The sequence below is a fragment of the Inquilinus limosus genome (assembly GCF_002195995.1).
Taxonomy (GTDB): Bacteria; Pseudomonadota; Alphaproteobacteria; order DSM-16000; family Inquilinaceae; genus Inquilinus; species Inquilinus limosus_C.
The window spans coordinates 24921-44708 of sequence record NZ_NHON01000015.1; the positions used below are offsets into that span (position 1 = coordinate 24921).

18 protein-coding genes are annotated in these 19788 nt (G+C 71.7%); 6 read left to right on the forward strand and 12 right to left on the reverse strand.

Going from position 1 to position 19788, the window contains the following annotated elements; all coding sequences use genetic code 11:
• Positions 1–109 precede the first annotated feature (109 nt).
• The 4 genes from BWR60_RS10425 to BWR60_RS10440 are packed head-to-tail and all read right to left on the reverse strand — an operon-like array spanning position 110 to position 3634.
• On the reverse strand, positions 110–805 hold the full coding sequence (locus tag BWR60_RS10425) for a lipid-binding SYLF domain-containing protein (protein WP_088150951.1): 696 nt from the start codon (positions 803–805) through the stop codon (positions 110–112).
• Between the two features lie 53 nt (positions 806–858).
• Positions 859–1488, reverse strand: a complete 630-nt coding sequence (locus BWR60_RS10430; protein ID WP_088151016.1) for a histidine phosphatase family protein — start codon at positions 1486–1488, stop codon at positions 859–861.
• On the reverse strand, positions 1485–2237 hold the full coding sequence (gene cobS, locus BWR60_RS10435) for an adenosylcobinamide-GDP ribazoletransferase (RefSeq protein ID WP_088150952.1): 753 nt from the start codon (positions 2235–2237) through the stop codon (positions 1485–1487). The genes BWR60_RS10430 and cobS overlap by 4 nt, the downstream gene beginning before the upstream one ends.
• Before the next feature lie 2 nt (positions 2238–2239).
• The gene (locus tag BWR60_RS10440) at positions 2240–3634 is read right to left on the reverse strand and encodes an MATE family efflux transporter (protein ID WP_218823435.1); all 1395 of its coding nucleotides are present in this window, start codon (positions 3632–3634) and stop codon (positions 2240–2242) included.
• A 163-nt stretch (positions 3635–3797) separates the two neighbouring features.
• On the opposite strand from BWR60_RS10440, the gene BWR60_RS10445 reads away from it, so the two are divergent.
• Positions 3798–4442 carry a TetR/AcrR family transcriptional regulator gene (locus BWR60_RS10445; RefSeq protein ID WP_088150953.1) on the forward strand — a complete coding sequence of 215 codons (645 nt, stop codon included), beginning with the start codon at positions 3798–3800 and terminating at the stop codon, positions 4440–4442.
• 115 nt (positions 4443–4557) lie between these two features.
• Here the strand turns inward: BWR60_RS10445 and BWR60_RS10450 are convergent, their stop codons facing one another.
• A complete protein-coding gene (locus BWR60_RS10450) occupies positions 4558–6225 on the reverse strand; it encodes a Na/Pi cotransporter family protein (RefSeq protein WP_088150954.1) in 1668 nt (555 codons plus the stop codon).
• Positions 6226–6373: 148 nt separating this feature from the next.
• Here BWR60_RS10450 and BWR60_RS10455 point away from each other — a divergent pair, with 148 nt between their 5' ends.
• The gene (locus tag BWR60_RS10455) at positions 6374–6826 is read left to right on the forward strand and encodes an NUDIX hydrolase (RefSeq protein ID WP_230983014.1); all 453 of its coding nucleotides are present in this window, start codon (positions 6374–6376) and stop codon (positions 6824–6826) included.
• A gap of 412 nt (positions 6827–7238) precedes the next feature.
• Here the strand turns inward: BWR60_RS10455 and BWR60_RS10460 are convergent, their stop codons facing one another.
• Complete coding sequence (locus BWR60_RS10460) at positions 7239–7889, reverse strand: hypothetical protein (protein WP_088150956.1); 651 nt, start codon at positions 7887–7889, stop codon at positions 7239–7241.
• 118 nt (positions 7890–8007) lie between these two features.
• On the opposite strand from BWR60_RS10460, the gene cobT reads away from it, so the two are divergent.
• Entirely contained in the window at positions 8008–9036 is a 1029-nt protein-coding gene (gene cobT, locus BWR60_RS10465; protein WP_088150957.1) for a nicotinate-nucleotide--dimethylbenzimidazole phosphoribosyltransferase, read from the forward strand.
• A gap of 84 nt (positions 9037–9120) precedes the next feature.
• On the opposite strand, the gene BWR60_RS10470 is transcribed toward cobT, so the two are convergent.
• The 5 genes from BWR60_RS10470 to BWR60_RS10490 all read right to left on the reverse strand — a co-directional run bounded on the left by BWR60_RS10470 (position 9121) and on the right by BWR60_RS10490 (position 14067).
• The gene (locus tag BWR60_RS10470; RefSeq protein WP_088150958.1) at positions 9121–10047 is read right to left on the reverse strand and encodes a sugar kinase; all 927 of its coding nucleotides are present in this window, start codon (positions 10045–10047) and stop codon (positions 9121–9123) included.
• A gap of 37 nt (positions 10048–10084) precedes the next feature.
• Positions 10085–11104: an aldo/keto reductase gene (locus BWR60_RS10475; protein ID WP_088150959.1), complete on the reverse strand. Its 1020-nt coding sequence runs from the start codon at positions 11102–11104 to the stop codon at positions 10085–10087.
• 21 nt (positions 11105–11125) lie between these two features.
• Positions 11126–12118: a Bug family tripartite tricarboxylate transporter substrate binding protein gene (locus BWR60_RS10480; RefSeq protein ID WP_088150960.1), complete on the reverse strand. Its 993-nt coding sequence runs from the start codon at positions 12116–12118 to the stop codon at positions 11126–11128.
• 373 nt (positions 12119–12491) lie between these two features.
• Entirely contained in the window at positions 12492–13265 is a 774-nt protein-coding gene (locus tag BWR60_RS10485) for a FadR/GntR family transcriptional regulator (protein ID WP_088150961.1), read from the reverse strand.
• A gap of 49 nt (positions 13266–13314) precedes the next feature.
• Positions 13315–14067 carry an SDR family oxidoreductase gene (locus tag BWR60_RS10490; protein WP_088150962.1) on the reverse strand — a complete coding sequence of 251 codons (753 nt, stop codon included), beginning with the start codon at positions 14065–14067 and terminating at the stop codon, positions 13315–13317.
• A gap of 68 nt (positions 14068–14135) precedes the next feature.
• On the opposite strand from BWR60_RS10490, the gene BWR60_RS10495 reads away from it, so the two are divergent.
• On the forward strand, positions 14136–14915 hold the full coding sequence (locus tag BWR60_RS10495) for a 2-keto-4-pentenoate hydratase (RefSeq protein ID WP_088151018.1): 780 nt from the start codon (positions 14136–14138) through the stop codon (positions 14913–14915).
• A 94-nt stretch (positions 14916–15009) separates the two neighbouring features.
• Complete coding sequence (locus tag BWR60_RS10500) at positions 15010–15816, forward strand: class I SAM-dependent methyltransferase (protein WP_088150963.1); 807 nt, start codon at positions 15010–15012, stop codon at positions 15814–15816.
• Positions 15817–15851: 35 nt separating this feature from the next.
• On the opposite strand, the gene BWR60_RS10505 is transcribed toward BWR60_RS10500, so the two are convergent.
• Positions 15852–18272 (reverse strand): transketolase, encoded by a 2421-nt coding sequence (locus BWR60_RS10505; RefSeq protein ID WP_230983015.1) that lies wholly within the window; start codon positions 18270–18272, stop codon positions 15852–15854.
• Positions 18273–18468: 196 nt separating this feature from the next.
• On the opposite strand from BWR60_RS10505, the gene BWR60_RS10510 reads away from it, so the two are divergent.
• Positions 18469–19788 (forward strand): DUF1800 domain-containing protein, encoded by a 1320-nt coding sequence (locus BWR60_RS10510; RefSeq protein WP_088150965.1) that lies wholly within the window; start codon positions 18469–18471, stop codon positions 19786–19788.

Consider the following 19788-nt stretch of genomic DNA (forward strand, 5'->3'; position numbering starts at 1 on the left):
CCCCTTCCCTTGTCATTGCCGGGCTTGACCCGGCAATCCAGAGGGTGTCGACGCTCTCTGGATGCCCGGGTCAAGCCCGGGCATGACAGGTGAGGGAGCAGGCCAAGCCTTACCTCGGCATCAGGTTGCGCAGCTGGTCCGCGCCCGGGTTGCTCTTCTGGCCGAGGAAGATCGTCCGGGCGGCGGTGCCGAAGCCGTAATAGGCATCGTTCCGGCCCTGGTCCTCGCTGATCACCGTGCCGTCCAGCGTGCCGCCGGCGAACAGCCCCTTGTTCTGCGAGAAGGCGTACATGTCGGCATTGGTGTTCAGCCCGGTCGAGGCGCCGACGCCGGCGCCGAGGGTGAACAGCGCGCCGGTCAGGTCGGCGCCGACGGTGAAGCTGCTCTGCTCCACCGCCCGCAGGCCCTTGTCGGTCATGATGGTCAGGACCAGCTGCGAGACCTGGCCGCCGATCTGCAGGCCGAAGGAGCCGCCGCCGACGCCGTAGAAGGCCGGATAGCTCCAGTTGCCGTCCGCCAGCCGGACCAGCATCAGCGCGTTGCCGCCGCGACCGCCGAAGATGAAGCCGCCGCGCAGCAGCTCCGGCGCGATCAGCACCGCCTTGGCGCCGCGGATGTAGCGCGGCAGCTGCGTCAGCTCCGGCGAGGAGAGCAGCGTCTGCAGCGCGCCGCGGCTCTCATCGACCAGGAGCTGCGCATCGCTCGGCGTCGAGGTGTTCGAGCCGCAGGCGGCGAGGGTGCCCGACAGGGCCAGCCCTGCGGTCGACGCACCTGTCAGGCGAAGGAACTTGCGGCGGTCGATCATGCTCGGGCTCTCCTCAGATTCTACATGAAGAATCGCGATGTAGCGCAAAACGATCAATACATCTTTTCCGTTCCAAATGGCAGATTCAGGGCAACGACTCGCCAGCTTTCGGCGGCGGAGCGCGAGCGGATGCGGTCGATCCGGGTCAGCGACAGCGTGTCGACCGCCAGGCGCAGCGCCCGCTCGCCGTCGAGATCCAGCGCCTGGGCGGCCGCGGCGCGGATGGTGCCGGCATGGGCGACGGCGACGATGTCGCGGCCGGCATGGGCGTCGGACAGGGCCAGGACCGCGGGCTGCACCCGGCGCAGCACGGCGTCGAAGCTCTCCCCGCCCGGCGCTGCATGGGCGGCCGGCTTCGACCAGAACGGATCGCCCTGCGGCAGCGCGCCGTAGACCTCGCGGCTCGGCCGGCCCTGCCAGGCACCGAAATCCTGCTCGATCAGCGCCGGCTCGACCGTCGGCACCGCCGCCTCGCCCATCGCCCCCAGCAGCGCCGCCGCGGTCTCGGCGGTGCGGCGCAGCGGCGAGTGCAGCCAGGCGGCGCCGCGCGGCAGCCGGGCGGCGAGGGCCGTGACCGCCGCCGCGTCGGAGGTGTCGGCGGCGAGGTCAAGCCGGCCGTAGAGCAGCTTGTCCGGATTGACCACGGGAGCGTGGCGGATCCACCACCAGCGGGTCGTGCTCATGCCGCCGCCGCGGCGCACAGCACCGCGACCTCCGCCAGCTGCTGGGCGGCTCCGAGCACATCGCCGGTCTGCCCGCCGATGCGTCGCCGCGCCACTCCGGCCAAAGCCCAGGACACGAGCACCGCCAGGGCCAGCGCCGCCAGCCCGTGCCGCAGCCCGAGCAGCAGCAGGGCGAAGCAGAGGGCGAGGCCGAGGGCGGTTAACACGGCCTCCGATGGCGGCCGGCCGGCGCCGGCGCCCAGCCCGTCGGGCCGCGCGGGACGCAGCCAGGCCAGCAGCGCCGGGCAGGTCGCCCGCGACACCGCCCCGGCCGCGGCCAGCGCGGCAACCCCTCCCCACGGATCCCGGGCCAACGCCGCCAGGGCCGCGGCGCGCAGCCCGACCGACAGCACCAGGGCCAGGGTGCCGTAGCTGCCGATGCGGCTGTCGCGCATGATCTCCAGCGCCCGCTCGCGGCTGCGGCCGCCGCCGAAGCCGTCGGCGACATCGGCCAGCCCGTCCTCGTGCAGCGCCCCGGTCAGCAGCGCCAGCGCCGTCAGCGCCAGCAGCGCCGCGACCAGGGCCGGGGCGCCGAGCCAGAGCGCCAGCGCCCACACCAGCCCGGCGGCAAGGCCGATGCCGGCCCCGGCCAGCGGGAACAGCCGCATCGACCGCGCCAGCGCGTCGGCCGGCGCGCCCGGCGGCCAGGGCACCGGCAGCCGGGTCAGGAAGCAGGCGGCGACGCGCAGATCGCGCAGCAGGTCGTCCATGGTCAGATCATCCGGCGGATCGCCCGCTTGCTCCAGACCAGCTGGTAGAAGGCAATCTGGCCCAGCGCCATGACGATGAAGGCGACCGGATAGGCGATCCAGACGCCGTCGATGCCGATCTGCCGGCTGAGCAGCCAGGCCACCGGCACCTCGACGCAGAGGATGGCGAAGAGCGAGATCGCGGTCGGCGCCAGCACCGTGCCGCTGGCCCGCATCACCGCGGCGACCACGCCGGCGATGCCGAAGACGATGTAGCTCCACAGCGTGATGTGCAGCAGGTCCTGCGCCAGCTCGATCACCGGCTCGCTGGTCAGGAACAGGCCCATCAGCGTGCGCGACAGCAGGTAGCAGATCGCCACCAGCCCGCCGGTGACGACGAGGTTGAGCAGCAGGCCGGTGCGGGTGATGGCGCCGAGCCGGTCGACATGCCCGGCGCCGATCGCCTGGGCGCCGAAGATCGAGGCGGTGATGGCGATCGAGATCGCCGGGAACTGGACGTAGCTGATCACCTGGTTCACCGCGCCATAGGCGGCGGTGGCATCCGAGCCGAAGCCGTTGACGAAGGACAGCACCGCCACCTCGGCCAGCGACACCAGGACGAGCTGGACGCCGGAGGGCAGGCCGATGCGCAGCACGGCGCGGAGGATCTTCGGGTCGATCCAGAGATGCCGCAGCAGCACGGCATCCGGCGCCAGAGCGTGGCCACGGCGGCGCAGATGGAAGGCCAGCCAGGCCAGGGCGGCGAGGAAGGACACGATCGCGGCATAGGCGCCGCTGAGCACGCCCAGTTGCGGCAGCCCGCCCCAGCCGCGGATCAGCGCCGGGGTCAGCACCAGACCAATCACGATCTGCAGCGCCAGCACCAGGAGCGGCGTCACCGTGTCGCCGACGCCGCGCATCATCGAGGTGTACAGGATGAAGACGAACAGCCCCGGCATGGCGATCAGCATGATCCGGGCGTATTCGGTGGAATCGGCGAGGATGTCGGGGGGCGTGCCGACCGCGGCCAGCAGCGGCCGGGTGAAGGCCCCGCCGAACAGGGCGACGACGATGCCGGCGAGGATGGTGACCGTCAGCGCGGTGCCGGCCACCGCCTTGACCTTGTCCGGTTCCCGCGCGCCCCAGGCCTGGCCGATCAGCACCGAAGCACCGGCGCCGAGGCCGATGATGAAGGAGATGAAGAAGAACAGGATCGGGAAGAAGGCGGAGACGGCGGCCACCGCCCCGACGCCGATCATCTGCCCGAGATAGATGTTGTTGACCGTGCCGGACAGCGCCTGCAGCACGTTGCTGAGCATCATCGGCCCGAGGAACAGCAGGAACGCCTTCCACAACGCCGGCGCCGATCCCGCGGTGGCCGGGGACGCGGCCGCGTCCCGGTCGATCGCGTTCGACATGGTGGTCCTCCCCCTCTGGCGGTCGGCAGGGACGTTATCCTAGACGCCCCGGCCCGTCCGCCCCCGATTTCTCGGGGTCGGCGCTGCGCCGGAGGCACGCAACCCCGGGGCCTCCCGCGTGTTATATAAACGGCTGTTCGTTTACAGCCGATGGCCGATCCCCGTGCCGAGACCGCGCACCATCCCCGACGAAGCCCTGCTGGACGGCGCCCTGGCGGTGATGCGCCGCGCCGGGCCGGAGGGCATCACCTTCGCCGCGGTGGCGGCCGAGACCGGGCTGTCGGCGGCGACGCTGGTGCAGCGCTTCGGCGGCAAGGCGGCGCTGATGCAGGCGGCGCTGCTGCGCGCCTGGGACCTGCTGGACGCGCGCACGGCCGAGGCCGACGCCGCGGCGCCGCCGGGCCCGGCCGGAGCCGTCGCGCTGCTGCTGGCGCTGTCCGGCGACTACGACGCCGGCGCGGATTATGCCGAGGGGCTGCTGGTGCTGCGCGAGGACATGCGCGATCCGGCGCTGCGCGCCCGCGGCGCCGCCTGGGGCGAGGCGCTGGCCGCGGCGCTGGGCCGGCGCCTGGCCGATGCCGACGGCCCCCGGCCCGATCTCGGCCGGCTGATGGCGGCGCAATGGCAGGGCGCCGTGCTGTGGTGGGGCTTCGAGCGCGGCCGCCCGCTGCGCGACGCCGTGGCGGCCGGGCTGGAGGAATTCTGCCGGGCGGTCGGGACGACCGCGGATGCCGAGCCGGATGGGCCGGAGCCGCCCCCTCACCCGAAATCGCTGACGCGATTTCGACCTCTCCCCAAGGAGAGGTGAAGGGGCCGCGGCTCGGATTCCCCTCTCCTCGGGGAGAGGGAGGGGCCCGCCGCTTGCGGCGGGAGGGTGAGGGGGAACCCTGACCGGGCCGTCGAGCAGAAGCCCGGCCATGGCGTCAGCCCTCCTGCTCGCCGTCGGTGACCCGGCTGGGCAGCAGCTCGCCCGAACGCTCCAGCACCGGATAGGCCGCGGCCGCGACGATGTGGCCGTTCACCCGCTTCATGTCGCGCAGCAGGTCGAGATGCAGGGCGCTGGTCTCGGCCGTGTCGCGGCGGCCGGCGCGCAGCCGGTCGAAATGCGACTGGGTGGCCGCCGCCTCGAGGTCGCGGAACGTCACCTTCTCGTCGACCAGCAGCCGCGCCGCGCGGCGGTCGTCGGTCATGAACAGCGAGGCGGCGGTGCGCAGGTTGATGGCCAGCCGGTCCATCATCGCCAGCAGCTCGGCCTCGCCCTCCTTCGAGAATTCCAGCCCGCGCTTCATCCGCTTGGCGCAATGCGGCAGCAGGTTGCGGTCCACGACGTCGCCCGCCTGCTCCATGTTCATGGCGAAGTTCAGGATCTCGCCCAGCCGGCGGTGGTCCGCCTCGCTGAGCGACTCCGGGTCGAGCGAGGTCAGGTAGGTCTTGATCGCGGTGTTGAGGTGGTCGAGCACGTCGTCCATCCGCCGCGTCTCGGCGATCACCTTGCGGTCGCCCTTCACCAGCGCGTCGCGGGCGCCGTGCAGCATCGTCTCCAGCACATCGGCCAGGCGCATCGCCTCGCGCGCGGCGCCGCCGAGGGCGACGATCGGCGTCTCCCGCGCCGCGGCGTCGAGATAGAGCGGCCGGGACGGATCCGCCGGGTCCACCCGGCGCGGCATCAGCCGCTGCAGCAGCTTGGAATAGGGCGTCAGCAGCGGGAAGAAGACCACCGCCAGCACGACGTTGAACAGGGTGTGGAAATCGGCCACCGCGCGGGCATTGTCGGGGTCGATCGTCACCATCCACTCGCCGATCGGCTCGAGCGCCGCCAGCACCGCGACCACGCCGAGGCCGCGGGCCAGCAGGTTGCCGACCGGCAGGCGCCGGTTGGCGGGGTCGTCGCCCGACGCGCCCTCGAGCACCGGGTTGATCGCGGTGCCGAGATTGGCGCCCAGCACCAGGGCGAAGGCGCTTTCCGGCGGCACCACGCCGTTGGCGGCCAGCGACATCACCAGCAGCACCACGGCGACGCTGGAATGCACCGCCCAGGTGAAGGCCGCGGCCAGGATCGCCGCCAGCACCGGCGTGGTGGCGACGGCGCCCAGCATCAGGCGCAGGCTGGGCGCGTCCTCATAGGGCACCATCAGCTGCAGCAGCTGGTGCAGCGCCATCAGCATCAGGCCGAGGCCGATGAAGACCCGGCCGAGGTCATGCGTCTGGGTGGTGCTGTCGCGCCGGAACAGCACGAAGCCGATCAGGATCAGCGCCGGCGCCGCGGCCGCCACGTCGAAGGACAGCACCTGGACGATCAGCGTGGTGCCGATATTGGCGCCCAGCATCACCGCCAGGGCCGGCACCAGCTCGACCAGCCCGCCGGCGGCGAATCCCGCCACCATCAGCCCGGTGGCCGTGCTGCTCTGCAGCACCGCGGTGACGCCGATGCCGGCCAGCACGGCCAGGAACCGGTTCCTCAGCGCCCCGCCCAGCACGGCGCGCAGCTTCGGCCCGAAGGTGCGCTGGATGCCGGTCTGCACCATATGCGTGCCCCACAGCAGCAGGGCGACATAGCCGGCCAGGTCGATCAGGGTGATGGAAAAGCTCATCCGCGGGTCTCGAAAGCCGTTCGCCTCCGTTCGTGTCTTCCCATAGGGTTGGGGTCCGGTCGGCTCGGGACGGCCGGAACGACGGGGATGCCGCGATCGTTCCCGAAATACCCCGGCCGATCAAGGCCGGGCGCGACGGAGGATGGGGATGCCGGGCAAGACCAAGGCCGTCCGGGTGCAGCACGGCGCCCTGCCCTACCGCGTCCGGCCGGATGGCGGGATCGAGGTCCTGCTCGTCACCACGCGCGGGACGCGGCGCTGGATCATGCCCAAGGGCTGGCCGATCAAGGGGCTGAAGCCGGGGAAATCGGCAGCGCGCGAGGCCTATGAGGAGGCCGGGGTACGCGGCGTCGTCGGGTCGAAATCGATCGGCAGCTACATCTACGACAAATGGCTGGAGGAGGGCGTCAGCGTGCCCTGCGAGGTCGGCGTCTTCCCGCTGAAGGTCGAGCGGCAGCACAGGACCTGGCCCGAGGCGCATGAGCGCGAGACCCGCTGGGCCGGCCCGGAGGAGGCGCTGGACCTGCTGGACGATGCGGGCCTGCGCGACGTGGTCGCCGCCTTCGTCCGCCGGCTGGAGGGCCGCAAGGCGGCGGAGTGAGGGGCGGGTCTCGCCGGATTGCAGCAGCGCTTCCACCTTGGACCTGCCCCAGGTCATCCTCCCCCTCCGCTCGCGGGAGAGGTTGAGGCGAGGGTCGTCACGGTCATCGATTGCCTCTCCCGCCTGTCCCCGGGTCAAGCCCGAGGAGGAGAGGCCGGGCTCGCGTCAGCGAGACCGGGTGAGGGCGGGCCCCGGCCTCGACAAAACCCCCTCACCCGGAGGTGCCGAGCGCCTCCGACCTCTCCCGCAAGCGGGAGAGGCAAAACCATCCGTTCCGACCGTGTTTGCTGCTCTTTTCAGACCGTCATCGCGAGCGTAGCGAAGCGATCCATGCAGCAGCTTGCACGGGACGATGGATTGCTTCGTCGGCTTCGCCTCCTCGCAATGACGGTGACGAAATGCGTCGGGACGGTCAGCTGCTGTCGGGTGTGGACGGTCGCGGCATGGGCCGGCTTGTGCCGGACTCATCCGGTACCGGTGCCCAACCCTCCGCAGGCTCGCGATCGGCAGCCTCAGCGGGCTCCGCCTGCGGAGCGTCCTCGGCCCCCTCATCGCAACCCTGCGGCAGCGGGATCGAGGGTGGCGGGCGGCCGAGCTTGCGGCAGACCGCCTGCACGAACGCCTCCTCCGACAGCGTGTCCAGCTGCGCGTCCAGGATCTCGTCCTCGACCAGCGTCTCCCACACCACCGACCGCAGATGCTCGGCACCCTCGCCATCCGCGGGCGTCGCGATCGCCTTGGTCACGGTCTCGGTGACCTGCTCCCGGCGTTGGCGCCGGCGCTGCTGCTCGCCCGAGGCCTCGCGCTCGCCCCGCCGCATCAGGTAGTCGACGCGGATCCGCTCGACCATCGCCACCGACAGCCGCAGCGACCGCGACAGCCGCGACTGGATCAGACCGAAATCGAGCGGCGAGTCCCTGTCCGCCCTCTCCTGCTGCCGCTCGGTCATCCGCTTGCTGCGCATGTCGATCTCGGCCGCCTCGCGCACCAGGTGCAGCGCCCATCCCGTCCACTGCATGTCGGGATCGGTCGGCCGGATCGGTTCGGAGGGCGCTTCATGCATAGAACATATCATGAACTAGATCGGCAATTAATGCCAGCGCGATCGCACCGCCCGCGGATTTTGACGCCGCCCCGCTTTGGTGGCAGGGTCCGCGCTTCCGCAACCGGACGCCCTTGCCATGGCCCAGACGCCCCTGCCCGACACCCTCGACGAGATCCGCGCCCTGTTGCGCCACCTGCCAGGCCCCGATTTGGAGGCCGGCACGGCGGTGCGCGAGCGCGACCGGCAGCTGACCAAGCCGCCCGGGTCGCTGGGCCGGCTGGAGGAGCTGGCGGAGTGGATGGCGGTGTGGCAGGGCCGACATCCGCCGCAGCTGCGCCGGCCGCGCGTCGCGGTGTTCGCCGGCAATCACGGCGTCGCCGTGGCCCAGGGCGTCTCGGCCTATCCCGTCGCGGTGACGGCGCAGATGGTGAAGAACTTCGTCGCCGGCGGCGCCGCGGTGAACCAGCTGGCCCAAGCCGCCGACAGCGACCTGCGGGTCTATGAGCTGGATTTGGAGCACCCGACCGCCGACTTCACCATCGCCCCGGCGATGACCGAGGCCGAATGCGTCCGCGCCATGGCCTACGGCATGATGGCGGTGGAGCCGGGCATCGACCTGCTGTGCCTGGGCGAGATGGGCATCGGCAACACCACCTCCGGCGCGGCGCTGGCGACGGCGCTGTTCGGCGGCGAGGCGACGGACTGGGTCGGCCCCGGCACCGGCGTCGACGCCGCCGGGGTGCGGCGCAAGGCCGAGGTGGTGGCCAAGGGCATCGCCGCCCACAAGGCCGCGATGACCGACCCGCTGGAGGTGCTGCGCCATCTCGGCGGGCTGGAGCTGGCGGCGATCGTCGGCGCGGTGCTGGCGGCGCGGATGGCGCGCATCCCGGTGCTGCTGGACGGCTACACCTGCACCGCCGCAGCCGCGGTGCTGTGGGCCGTGGACCGCCACGCGCTGGACCATTGCCAGGTGGCCCATGTCTCGGCCGAGCCGGGGCACCGCCGGCTGCTGGACAAGCTCGGCCGCGCGGCGCTGCTGGATCTCGGCATGCGGCTCGGCGAGGGCTCCGGCGCGGCGCTGGCGATCGGCCTGGTCCGCGGCGCCCTGGCCTGCCATGAGGGCATGGCCACCTTCGCCCAGGCCGGGGTCAGCGACAAGGATTGAGACGGCGCGGCACAGTCCCCGACCGCCGGGGACCGTGACGGCCGACGACTTGATCTGTAGTGACGAAGCGGCCGTCTATGCCGATCAGGCGGACGGGCCGCCCGCGAAGTCGGGCATCGCGTCGCGCGGCACCACGGCGCCGCGATGGCCGATCACGACCGCGGCCAGGCGGTGGCCGCGCAGCGCCGCGGCCGCCGGGTCCAGCCCGGCGAAGCGGCCGGCCAGGTAGCCGGCGTTGAAGCTGTCGCCGGCCGCGGTGGTGTCGACCGGGGTCACCACGCGAGGCACCGGCACCGTGGTCACGCCCTCGGCCGTGGCGATGTGGCAGCCCTCGCCGCCGCACTTCACCACGATCTCGCCGACGCCATAGCCGCGCAGCCGGGCGATGGTGGCTTGCGGGTCGGCGTCGCCGAACAGCGCCTGCTCGTCGTCGAAGGTCGGCAAGGCATGGGTGGCCAGCGCCAGGAACCGCGCGAACACCGCCTGCGCCCTGGCCTTGTCGGGCCAGCCGCGCGGCCGGTAATTGCCGTCGAAGGCGATGCGCGCGCCGCGGGCCTTGGCCGCCGACAGCGCCGCGTGGAAGGCGTCGCGGCCGGCGTCGCTGTACAGCGACAGGGTGATGCCGGAGAAGTAGAGCAGGCCGTAGCCGGCCAGCGTCCCGGCCAGGTCCGCCGCGCCCGGCAGTTCGAACACCTCGCGCGCCGGCGCCCGGTCGCGCCAGTAGTGGAAGGTGCGCTCGCCCCTGTCGTCGGTGCGGATCATGTACAGGCCGGGCACCCGGCCGGGCAGGCGCGGCACCAGCCCCGTCCCCACCCCTTCGGCCTGCCAGCGGGCCAGCATCTCGTCGCTGTACGGGTCGTCGCCCAGCGCGGTGACATAGTCGACCGCGACGCCCTGGCGGGCCAGGTACACCGCGGTGTTCAACGTGTCCCCGCCGCTGGCCAGCTGGGCGTCGCCGCCCGGCTTCACCGCGATCTCGATCATGCACTCGCCGATCGATGCCACCCGCATTGACACAATCCCTTCCCGGCTTACGGCCGGGGCCCGCTCACGGGGTCGGCGCGTCTGCGCGAATCAAGCTTTCGGATTTCAGATCCGACCACAGCCCGGCCGGGATCGGGTAGCGGAAATTCTCGACGTTGCGCGTCACCTGCTCCGGCGACAGCGCGCCGGGGATGACCGAGGCGACGCTGGGATGGCCCAGCGGGAACTGCAGCGCCGCGGCGGCCAACGGCACGCCATGGGCGGCGCAGACCCGCTCGATCCGGCGGCAGCGCTCCAGCTCCTCCGGCGTCGCGTCGCGGTAGTTGTACTTGGCGCCCTCGACCGGGCCGGTGGCGAGGAGGCCGGAGGCGAAGACACCGCCGATGACGATGCCGGCGCCATGCCGCTGGCACAGCGGGAACTCCTCCGCCAGCGGTTCCTGGTCCATCAGCGTGTAGGGCATCGCCACCAGGAAGGCGTCGAGGTCGGCGGCGTCGAGCAGCTTCGGGATCATGCCGGTGACATTGATGCCGGCGCCCACCGCGCCGACCACGCCGGAGGATTTCAGCTGCTCCAGCGCCCGCCAGCCGGAGCCGGAGATCTGGTCGAGATGGGCGCGCACCCGGGCATCGGTCTTGTGGTGCGGCAGGTCGAGGTCGTGGATCAGCAGCAGGTCGATGCGCGGCACGGCCAGCCGCATCCAGATCTGCTCCACCGCCCGCATGATGCCGTCATAGCCGTAGTCGAAGACGACATCGAAGGGCAGGCCGCCGGCCCATTTGTCGGAATGGAAATTCGCCGGGTCGGGCGACGGCTTGAGCCAGCGCCCGACCTTGCTGGAGACGCGGAACTCGCCGCGCTTCTGGCCGTGCAGGAAGCTGCCCAGCCGGTGCTCGGCCAGGCCCAGCCCGTACCAGGGCGCGGTGTCGAAATAGCGGATGCCGGCATCCCAGGCCGCCTGCAGCGTGGCATGGGCCTGCGGCTCCGGCACCTTGACGAAGAGCTCGCCGAGCGCGGCCGAGCCGAAGCCGAGCGTGGTCACCTCGAGGTCGGTGCGCCCCAGGCGGCGGGTGTCGATCGGCATCGGCGGGCTCCTGCGTCTTGGCTATTGAGAGTCGGCGGCGCCGGAGGCTTCCACGATCGGGGCCCATTTCGCCAGCTCGGCGGTCACATGCTTGGCCAGCTCGTCCGGGGTCGAGCCGACGACGGTGGCGCTGAGTTCGGCCAGGCGCGGCTGCGTTGCCGGGTCCTTCACCGCCTTCATCGCCGCGGCGTTCAGCCGGTCGATCACCGCCTGCGGCGTGCCGGCCGGGGCGAACAGCGCGTTCCAGGTGTAGGTCTCGTAGCCCGGCACCCCCGCCTCCTCCATCGTCGGCAGGTCGGGGAAGCTGGCCGAGCGGGTCTTGGTGGTGACCGCCAGCGGCCGCAGCGTCCCCGCCTTGATGAAGGCGGTGGAGGACGGCAGGTTGTCGAACATGATCGGCACCTGGTTCGCCACCACGTCGTTCAGCGCCGGCCCGGCGCCGCGATACGGGACATGGATCATGTCGACGCCGGCCAGGCTCTTGAACAGCTCGCCGGACAGGTGCAGCGGCGTGCCGATGCCGGAGGAGGCGTAGCTGTACTCGCCGGGCTTCGACTTCAGCAGCGCGATCAGCTCCTGCACCGACTTCACTGGCAGCTCGGGATTGACCTCCAGCACGTTGGGCACCAGCACCAGCAGCGACACCGGCGCGAAATCCTTCACCGGGTCATAGGGCATCTGCTTCATGACCGCCGGGTTCAGCGCATGGGTCGCGATCGTGCCCATCAGGATGGTGTAGCCGTCCGGATCGGCCTTGGCGACGGCGTCGGCGCCGATATTGCCGCCGGCGCCGGCCTTGTTCTCGACGATCACGGTCTGGCCGAGATCCTCGGTCATCTTCTCGGCGATCAGGCGGGCGATCAGGTCGGTCGAGCCTCCGGCCGCGAACGGCACCACCAGCGTCACGGTGCGGGACGGAAACGCGTCGGCGGCTGCGGCCAGGCCGGCCGGCAGCGCAACGCAGGCCGTCAGGCCCGCGAGCAGGACGGATCGTCGGAACAGGCCATGCAGCATGATGGTGCGTCTCCCCCTGGGTCGATCAGCGATGTGATTGTTTTGAGTCGGGCATGGCCTGGACACCGCCCGTTGGGCCGCGATTGTCGCGGAGGCCGGCGGCGCTGGCAACCCGCGCCGCTGCCGACCGGAGATAGGAACGAAAAGACGGTGAACTGCTCCGCGTTGCCTCTCCCGCTTGCGGGAGAGGTCGGAGACGCGCAGCGGCTCCGGGTGAGGGGAGTTTGTCGAGGCCGGGACCAGCCCTCACCCGGTCGCCCTGCGGGCGCCCGACCTCTCCCGCCAGGCGGGAGAGGCAATTCGCGAAGACACCCGCCATCCCGTCAGCCATCGCCGAACGCAACGGCTTGGCCCGCCCTCAATGCATTCCGCCCTAAGCCGGCACGTCCGCGGCGATCGCCGCCTCCGGGCTCGCGGCTTCGAGCTCGCGGGCGCTCTGGTTCATGATGAACTGCATCGCCTTGCGCGCCGCCCGGGCGTCGCCGGCGGCGATGCCCTCATAGACCGCGCGATGGTCGCCGACCGCCAGCGGGAAGGCGCGGTTGCGCCGCGCCTGGGCCTGGAAGCTCATGGTCAGCAGCGGGCCGAGGATGGTGCTGAGCCGCTCGATCAGCGCGTTGCGGCTGGCGGCGAACACCGCCAGGTGGAAGCGGACATCGGCGCTGTAGAAGGCGCGCGGGTCCTCGCCCGCCTTCTCCATCTCGTCCAGCGCCTCCTGGATCAGCGCCCGGTCCTCGGGCTGCGACCGCCTTGCCGCCAGCTCGGCCGCCGCCGGCTCGATCGCCCAGCGCAGCTCGACCAGGTCGCGCCGGAAGCTGGGGATCAGCGCCTCGGGCGAATGCCAGCCCAGGATGTCGGGGTCCAGCAGGTTCCACGCCTCGCGCGGCTTGACCCGGGTGCCGGAGCGGCGCCGCGGCTCCACCAGCCCCTTGGCCGCCAGCACCTTCACCGCCTCGCGGATCGCCGAGCGGCTGGCGCCGTAGGTCTCGGCCAGCTCGCCTTCGCTCGGCAATGTGTCTCCCGGGGGAATTTGGCCGGATACGATCCGGGCTCCGATATCGTGGACCACCCGGCCATGCAGGCCGGCGGAAGGATACCCGTTTTTCTTCATGCCGCGGTCTTCGACCTTCTTTGGATCCTGGGCCATTGTCGCCGAAATCTCCCGCGTTGCAATGATTTGACAAAAAACCGGGGTGTCAGCGCCCCCCCGACACGTCGATCGTGGTCGCCGTCATGTAGGAGGCGGCGTCGGACAGCAGGAACAGCGCCGCCTCGGCGATCTCCTCCGGCCGGCCGATCCGGCCGATCGGGATGCTCGGCGCCACTGCGTCCAGCACCGATTTGCCGCCGATATGGTCGTCGTTGATGTCGGTGTCGGTCAGGCCGGGGCGCAGGCCGACGACGCGGATGCCGTCGGGCGCGACCTCGCGCGCCAGGCCGGTGGTGAAGGAATCGACCGCGCCCTTGGACGAGGCATAGGCCACCTCCTGCGGCAGCCCGCCATGCCGGGCCGCGACCGAGGAGATGTTGACGATCACGCCGCCCGGCCCGCCGCGCCGCCGCGACATCCGGCGGATCGCCTCGCGGCTGCAGTAGAACATGCCGAAGACGTTGACGGCGTAGAGCGCGGCCAGGGCCTGCGGGTCGTCCATCGCCTCGGTCCGGGTCACCGGCCCGATCACCCCGGCATTGTTGATCAGGGCGGTGACGGGCCCGAGCGCCCGGTCGACCTCTGTGAACATCGCCGTCACCGCGGCGCTGTCGCCGACATCGGCGGCGAAGGCGGCGGCCTCGCCGCCCGCGGCCTTGATCCCGGCCACCAGGGCCTCGGCCGCGTCGCGCGACCGGCCGTAATTGACCGCCACGCGCCAGCCGCGGGCCGAGCCCAGCCGGGCGATGGCGGCGCCGATTCCACGGCCCGCGCCGGTGACGAGCAGCACCCCGGCCATGACGTCCTCCCTCTTGTCCGACGAATGAGCGTAGCATGAGGATAAAAGCCCTACCAATGGAGCGCGCGATGGCAATCGATCTCCATGCGGCCGCCGGCATCCTGGCCGCCCACCGGCTGCGCCCCGGCGCCTTTCCCGGCCTGCCGGAAGGGCTGCGGCCGGCCGATCTCGCCGAAGCGCGCCGGCTGCAGGACGCGGCGCACGACATCCTGTCCGACCGCTTCGGACCGCGCATCGGCTGGAAGATCGGCTGCACCACGCCGGTGATGCAGCGCTTCCTCGGAATCCCGGAGCCCTGCGAGGGCGGCCTCTTCCAGGCGAATGTCCAGCAGAGCCCCGGCCGCTTCCCGGCGGCGGCGCATCACCGCATCGGCGTGGAGTGCGAGATCGCGGTCCGCCTGAGCTGCGACCTGCCGCCCGGCGAGCACGGCCGCGACGCCCTGGCGGCGGCGGTGGAGGCGGTGCTGCCGGCGATCGAGGTGGTCGACGACCGCTATGCCGATTTCGCCGGGCTGGGCGCCCCGACCCTGCTGGCCGACGACTTCTTCCAGGTCGGCTGCGTGCTGGGCGCGCCGGTCGCCGGCTGGCGCGGCCTGGACCTGGCAGCGCTGTCCGGCCGGATGCTGATCGACGGCGCCGAGGCGGGGCGCGGCCACGGCCGCGACGTGCTGGGCCATCCGCTGAACGCGCTGGCCTGGCTGGCCGGCACGCTGGCCCGTCGCGGCAGGAGCCTGAAGGCCGGCGAGATCGTGCTGCTGGGCAGCCTGGTACAGACCCAATGGCCCGCCCCCGGCGCGCACGTGGCCATCGAGATCGAGGCGCTGGGCCGGGTGGAGATGGAGGCGTAGGTCCGCCTTTGGGTCCTCAAGCGTTCCCGCTGGACTTTTCGCCCCGCCGGCCGTCGAGTCGTGGGAGGTGCCGAGAGAAGGGGAGGCTGACGACATGGAAGCCGATCGGATCTTCCAGGGACCCATCCCTGCCTTGTACGACCAGCATCTGGGGCCGATGATCTTCGCGCCCTATGCCAGCGACCTGGCCTCCCGGCTGACCGGCCTGCGGCGCGGCCGGGTGCTGGAGACGGCGGCCGGAACCGGCATCGTCACCCGGGCGCTGCTCTCCGCCCTGCCGGACGAGGTGTCGATCGACGCGACCGACATCAACCAGGCGATGCTCGACCGGGCGTCGAGCCTGATCTCCTCGCCCCGGGTGACCTGGCGTCCGGCGGATGCCCAGTCCCTGCCCTTCCCGGACGGAGCGTTCGACGCCGTGGTCTGCCAGTTCGGCGCGATGTTCTTTCCCGACAAGGTGCGGGCCTTCGCCGAGGCGCATCGCGTCCTGAAGCCGGGCGGGCGCTTCCTGTTCAACGTCTGGGACCGGATCGAGGCGAACGAATTCGCCGATGTGGTGGTGGCCGCGGTGGCGCGCCTGTTCCCCGACGACCCGCCGCTGTTCCTGGCGCGCACGCCGCATGGCCATCACGACGTCGCGGCGCTGGAGGCCCAGCTGCGCGCCGCGGGGTTCGGGTCGGTCACGTCCGAGACGGTCACGCGGCAGAGCGCGGCGCCGGATGCGATGACCGTCGCCATCGGCTATTGCCAGGGCACGCCGATGCGGAAGGAGATCGAGGACCGCGCCGCCGACCGGCTGTTGGAGGCGACCGAAGCTGCGGCCACCGCGATCGCCGCCCGCTTCGGCCCCGGCCCGGTCACCGGCCAGATCCAGGCCCATGTGATCACCGCCGAGCGCTGAGAGTCCGGCGGTTCACCCGCGATCCCGGTCGTCCGTCACCGCCCCAGCAAGGCCGCGGCGCAGGCGTCGAGGATGGCGTCGGCGTCCAGCCCGTACTTCTTGTAGAGCTGCGGGATGGTGCCGGACTGGCCGAAATGCTCGACGCCCAGCGGCTTGACCCGGTGGCCGTGCACCCCGCCGAGCCAGGACAAGGTCGCCGGATGGCCGTCCAGCACCGTGACCAGCGCCGCGTCGGGCGCCAGCGGCGCCAAGAGCCGGCGGGCCAGGCAGGGCTCGACCGCATGGCCGGCGCGCACCGCCGCCAGCTCGGCATGCCAGCCGGCGTTAAGGCGGTCGGCCGAGGTCACGGCCAGCAGGCCGGCGCCGGGGATGTCCTCCAGCACCTGCTCGAAGGCGGCGATCGCCTCCGGCGCCACGGCGCCGGTGTAGGCGATCGCCAGCGACGCGCCGGGCGCCGGCTCGCGCAGCCAGTAGCCGCCGGCGATCACCGCCTGGCGCAACGAGTCGGTCATGTCACGCCGCGGCTGCTCCAGCGGCCGGGTCGACAGGCGGAGATAGACCGAGCCGCCATCATGGTCGCGCACCCAGTCGCCCGTCGCCGGGTCCGCCCCCCCTTTTACTTTCACGGGGCGCTGCATGTAGTCGAAGCCCCAGGCCATGATCGCCGCCAGCTCGTCGACATACGCCGGCTCGAAGCTGGCCAGGCCGTCCTGGGCCATGCCGATCAGCGGCGAGCCGATCGACTGGTGCGCCCCACCCTCCGGCGCCAGGGTCAGGCCGGACGGCGTCGCCACCAGCATGAAGCGGGCATCCTGGTAGCAGGCGTAGTTCAGCGCATCCAGGCCGCGGGCGATGAACGGGTCGTAGAGGGTGCCCACCGGCAGCAGCCGCTCGCCGAACAGCGAATGGGTCAGGCCCAAAGCCGCGAGGTTGATGAACAGGTTGTTCTCGGCGATGCCCAGCTCAACATGCTGGCCGTCCGGCGACATGCCCCAGCGCTGGGCCGAGACCACCTTCTGCTCCTTGAACACGTCGGCGCGGCCGTGGCGGTCGAAGATGCCGCGGCGGTTCACCCAGCCGCCGAGATTGGTCGAGACCGTGACGTCGGGCGAGGTGGTGACCACGCGCTCGGCCAGCATGTCCTCGCGCTTGGCCAGCTCGCCCATGATCCGGCCGAAGCCCTCCTGGGTCGACATGGTCTCGGCCAAAGCGACGTCCAGCGCGGCCGGCACCGGGATCCGCGCCGCCTCGTAGCGGCGCCGGCCCTCGGCGGCGAAGGGCACGTCGGCCAGGAAGCCGCGCAGCTCGTCGGCCAGGTCGTCGATGCCGGCGAAGGGCTCCCACTCCCGCCCCTCGGGCACGCCCTGGCTGGCCTGGAAGGCGGCCATCTGCTCCGGGTTCATCAGCCCGGCATGATTGTCCTTGTGGCCGGCGAAGGGCAGGCCGAAGCCCTTGATGGTGTAGGCGATGAACACCGTCGGCACGTCGTCGGCGATGCCGCGGAACGCCGCCAGCACCGTCTCCATGTCGTGGCCGGCCAGGTTGGTCATCAGCGCCGCCAGCGCCGCATCGTCATGGTCGGCCAGGATCTCGGCGATGCCGGCCGTGCCGCCGATATCGGCCTGCAGCTGCCGGCGCCAGGCCGCGCCGCCCTGGTACACCAGCGCCGAGTAGAGCGGGTTCGGGCATTCGTCGATCCAGCGCCGCAGCGCGTCGCCGCCCGGACGCTTGAACGCCGCCTCCAGCAGCCCGCCATACTTCAGCGTGACCACGCGCCAGCCCATGTTCTCGAACAGCTTGTCGATGCGGGCGAACAGGCGCTCGGTGACGATCGAATCCAGGCTCTGGCGGTTGTAGTCGATCACCCACCAGACATTGCGGACATCGTGCTTCCAGCCCTCCAGCAGGGCCTCGTAGATGTTGCCCTCGTCCAGCTCGGCATCGCCCATCAGGGCGACCATACGGCCGCCGGCCTTGGCGTCGCGGCCCCACTCCTTCAGCGCGACGTAGTCCTGGGCGATCGAGGCGAACAGCGTCATGGCGACGCCGAGCCCGACCGAGCCGGTGGAGAAGTCGACGTCGTCGGCGTCCTTGGTGCGCGACGGATACGACTGGGCTCCGCCGAGCGAGCGGAAGGCCTCGAGATTCTCGCGGCTCTGCTGGCCCAGCAGGTACTGGATGGCGTGGAACACCGGGCTGGCATGCGGCTTCACCGCCACCCGGTCCCGCGGGCGCAGCACGTCGAGATACAGCGCCGTCATCACCGTGACCAGCGAGGCGGAGGAGGCCTGGTGGCCGCCGACCTTCAGCCCGTCCGGGTTCGGCCGGACGTGGTTGGCGTTGTGGATCGTCCAGGCGGAGAGCCAGAGGATCTTCTTCTCCAGCGCCTTGAGCAGGCGCAGCCGGTCCGCCGCCGCTGCCGCCGCGCCATCCGTCTCGATGCGCGCCTCACGCACCCTGCGACCAACCGTCCCCATCGCCCGACACCCTCGCCCTGCTGCGGATCAGCCCTTACCTTAATCAGCACGTCAGTGAACCGGACGCAACGGCGGCGCGCTCCCACCGGAACGACGCCGGCCGACGGAATCCCGCCGCCCTGCCGTGCAGGGACCGGAGGGGGAGCCGATCGTTCGAAAGCGGGGACGGAGAACCATGTCTCTCGTCGAGGCGGCGATCGCCGCGAATCGCTTCGGGTTCGGCGCCCGGCCCGGGCAGCTCGAGACCCTCGCCGACAACCCCTGGGACTGGCTGCGGGCGCAGGTGCGCCAGCCGGCCGCCCCGGCCGGCGACCTGCCGCTGACCAGGGCCGGGATGGAGATCCTGATCGCGGTGCAGACGGCGGCGGACGAGGACAGCCGCAAGCCGCACCAGGAGGAGGCGCGCGCCCTGCGCGACCGCGACCGCGTGGCGCATGTCCAGGCGGCGGTGGCCAGCGACACGCCGTTCCGCGAGCGGCTGGTCAAGTTCTGGACCAACCACTTCACCGTCGCCTATGTGCAGAGCTATGTCGTCCCCTTCGGCGGCGCCTATGAGAACGAGGCGATCCGCCCCCATGTCACCGGCAGGTTCCGCGACCTGCTGGGCGCGGTGGTGAAGCACCCGGCGATGCTGTTCTATCTCGACAATGCCCGCTCGGTCGGGCCGAACTCGAAATACGGCCGGAAGGCCGGGGTCGGGCTGAACGAGAATCTGGGGCGGGAGCTGATGGAGCTGCACACGCTGGGCGTCGACGGCGGCTACACCCAGGCCGATGTGCGAACACTGGCGATGATCCTGACCGGCTGGACGCCCGGCCGGGCCAAGGACCCGCCCGGCACCGTCTTCGCCTTCCGCCCCGCCGGCCACGAGCCCGGAGCGAAGACCTTCCTGGGCAGGACCTATCCGGAGGCCGGGCAGGACGAGGGCGAGGCGGCGCTGGACGCGCTGGCGGCGCATCCGGCCACCGCCCGGCACCTCGCCACCCAGCTGGCCCGCCACTTCATCGCCGACGACCCGCCGAAGACCGCGGTCGACCGGCTGGCGAAGACCTATCTCGACACCGGCGGCGACCTGGCCGCGGTGTCCGAGGCGCTGATCGACAGCCCCGAGGCCTGGCAGCACGAACGGCGCAAGTTCAAGTCGCCGCTGGACTATGTGGTCTCGGTGGCGCGGGCCTTCGATCTGGGCGAGGTTGGCCAGCCTGCGGTGGCCTGGGTGCGCCGCCTGGGCCAGCAGATCCTGAACGCACCGTCGCCGCAGGGCTGGCCGGACCGGGAATCGGACTGGCTGGCGCCGGAGCTGGTGATGGAGCGGCTGGAATGGAGCTACCAGGTGATCCCGCGCCTCGTCGCCGACCAGTCGCCCCTGCCCTTCGCCGAGGCGCTGGTCGGCCCGACCTTGTCGGAGCAGACCAAGGGCGTGCTGCGCGGCGCGCCGAGCCAGCGGGAGGGCATCGCCCTGGCGCTGCTGAGCCCGGAATTCCAGAGGAGGTGA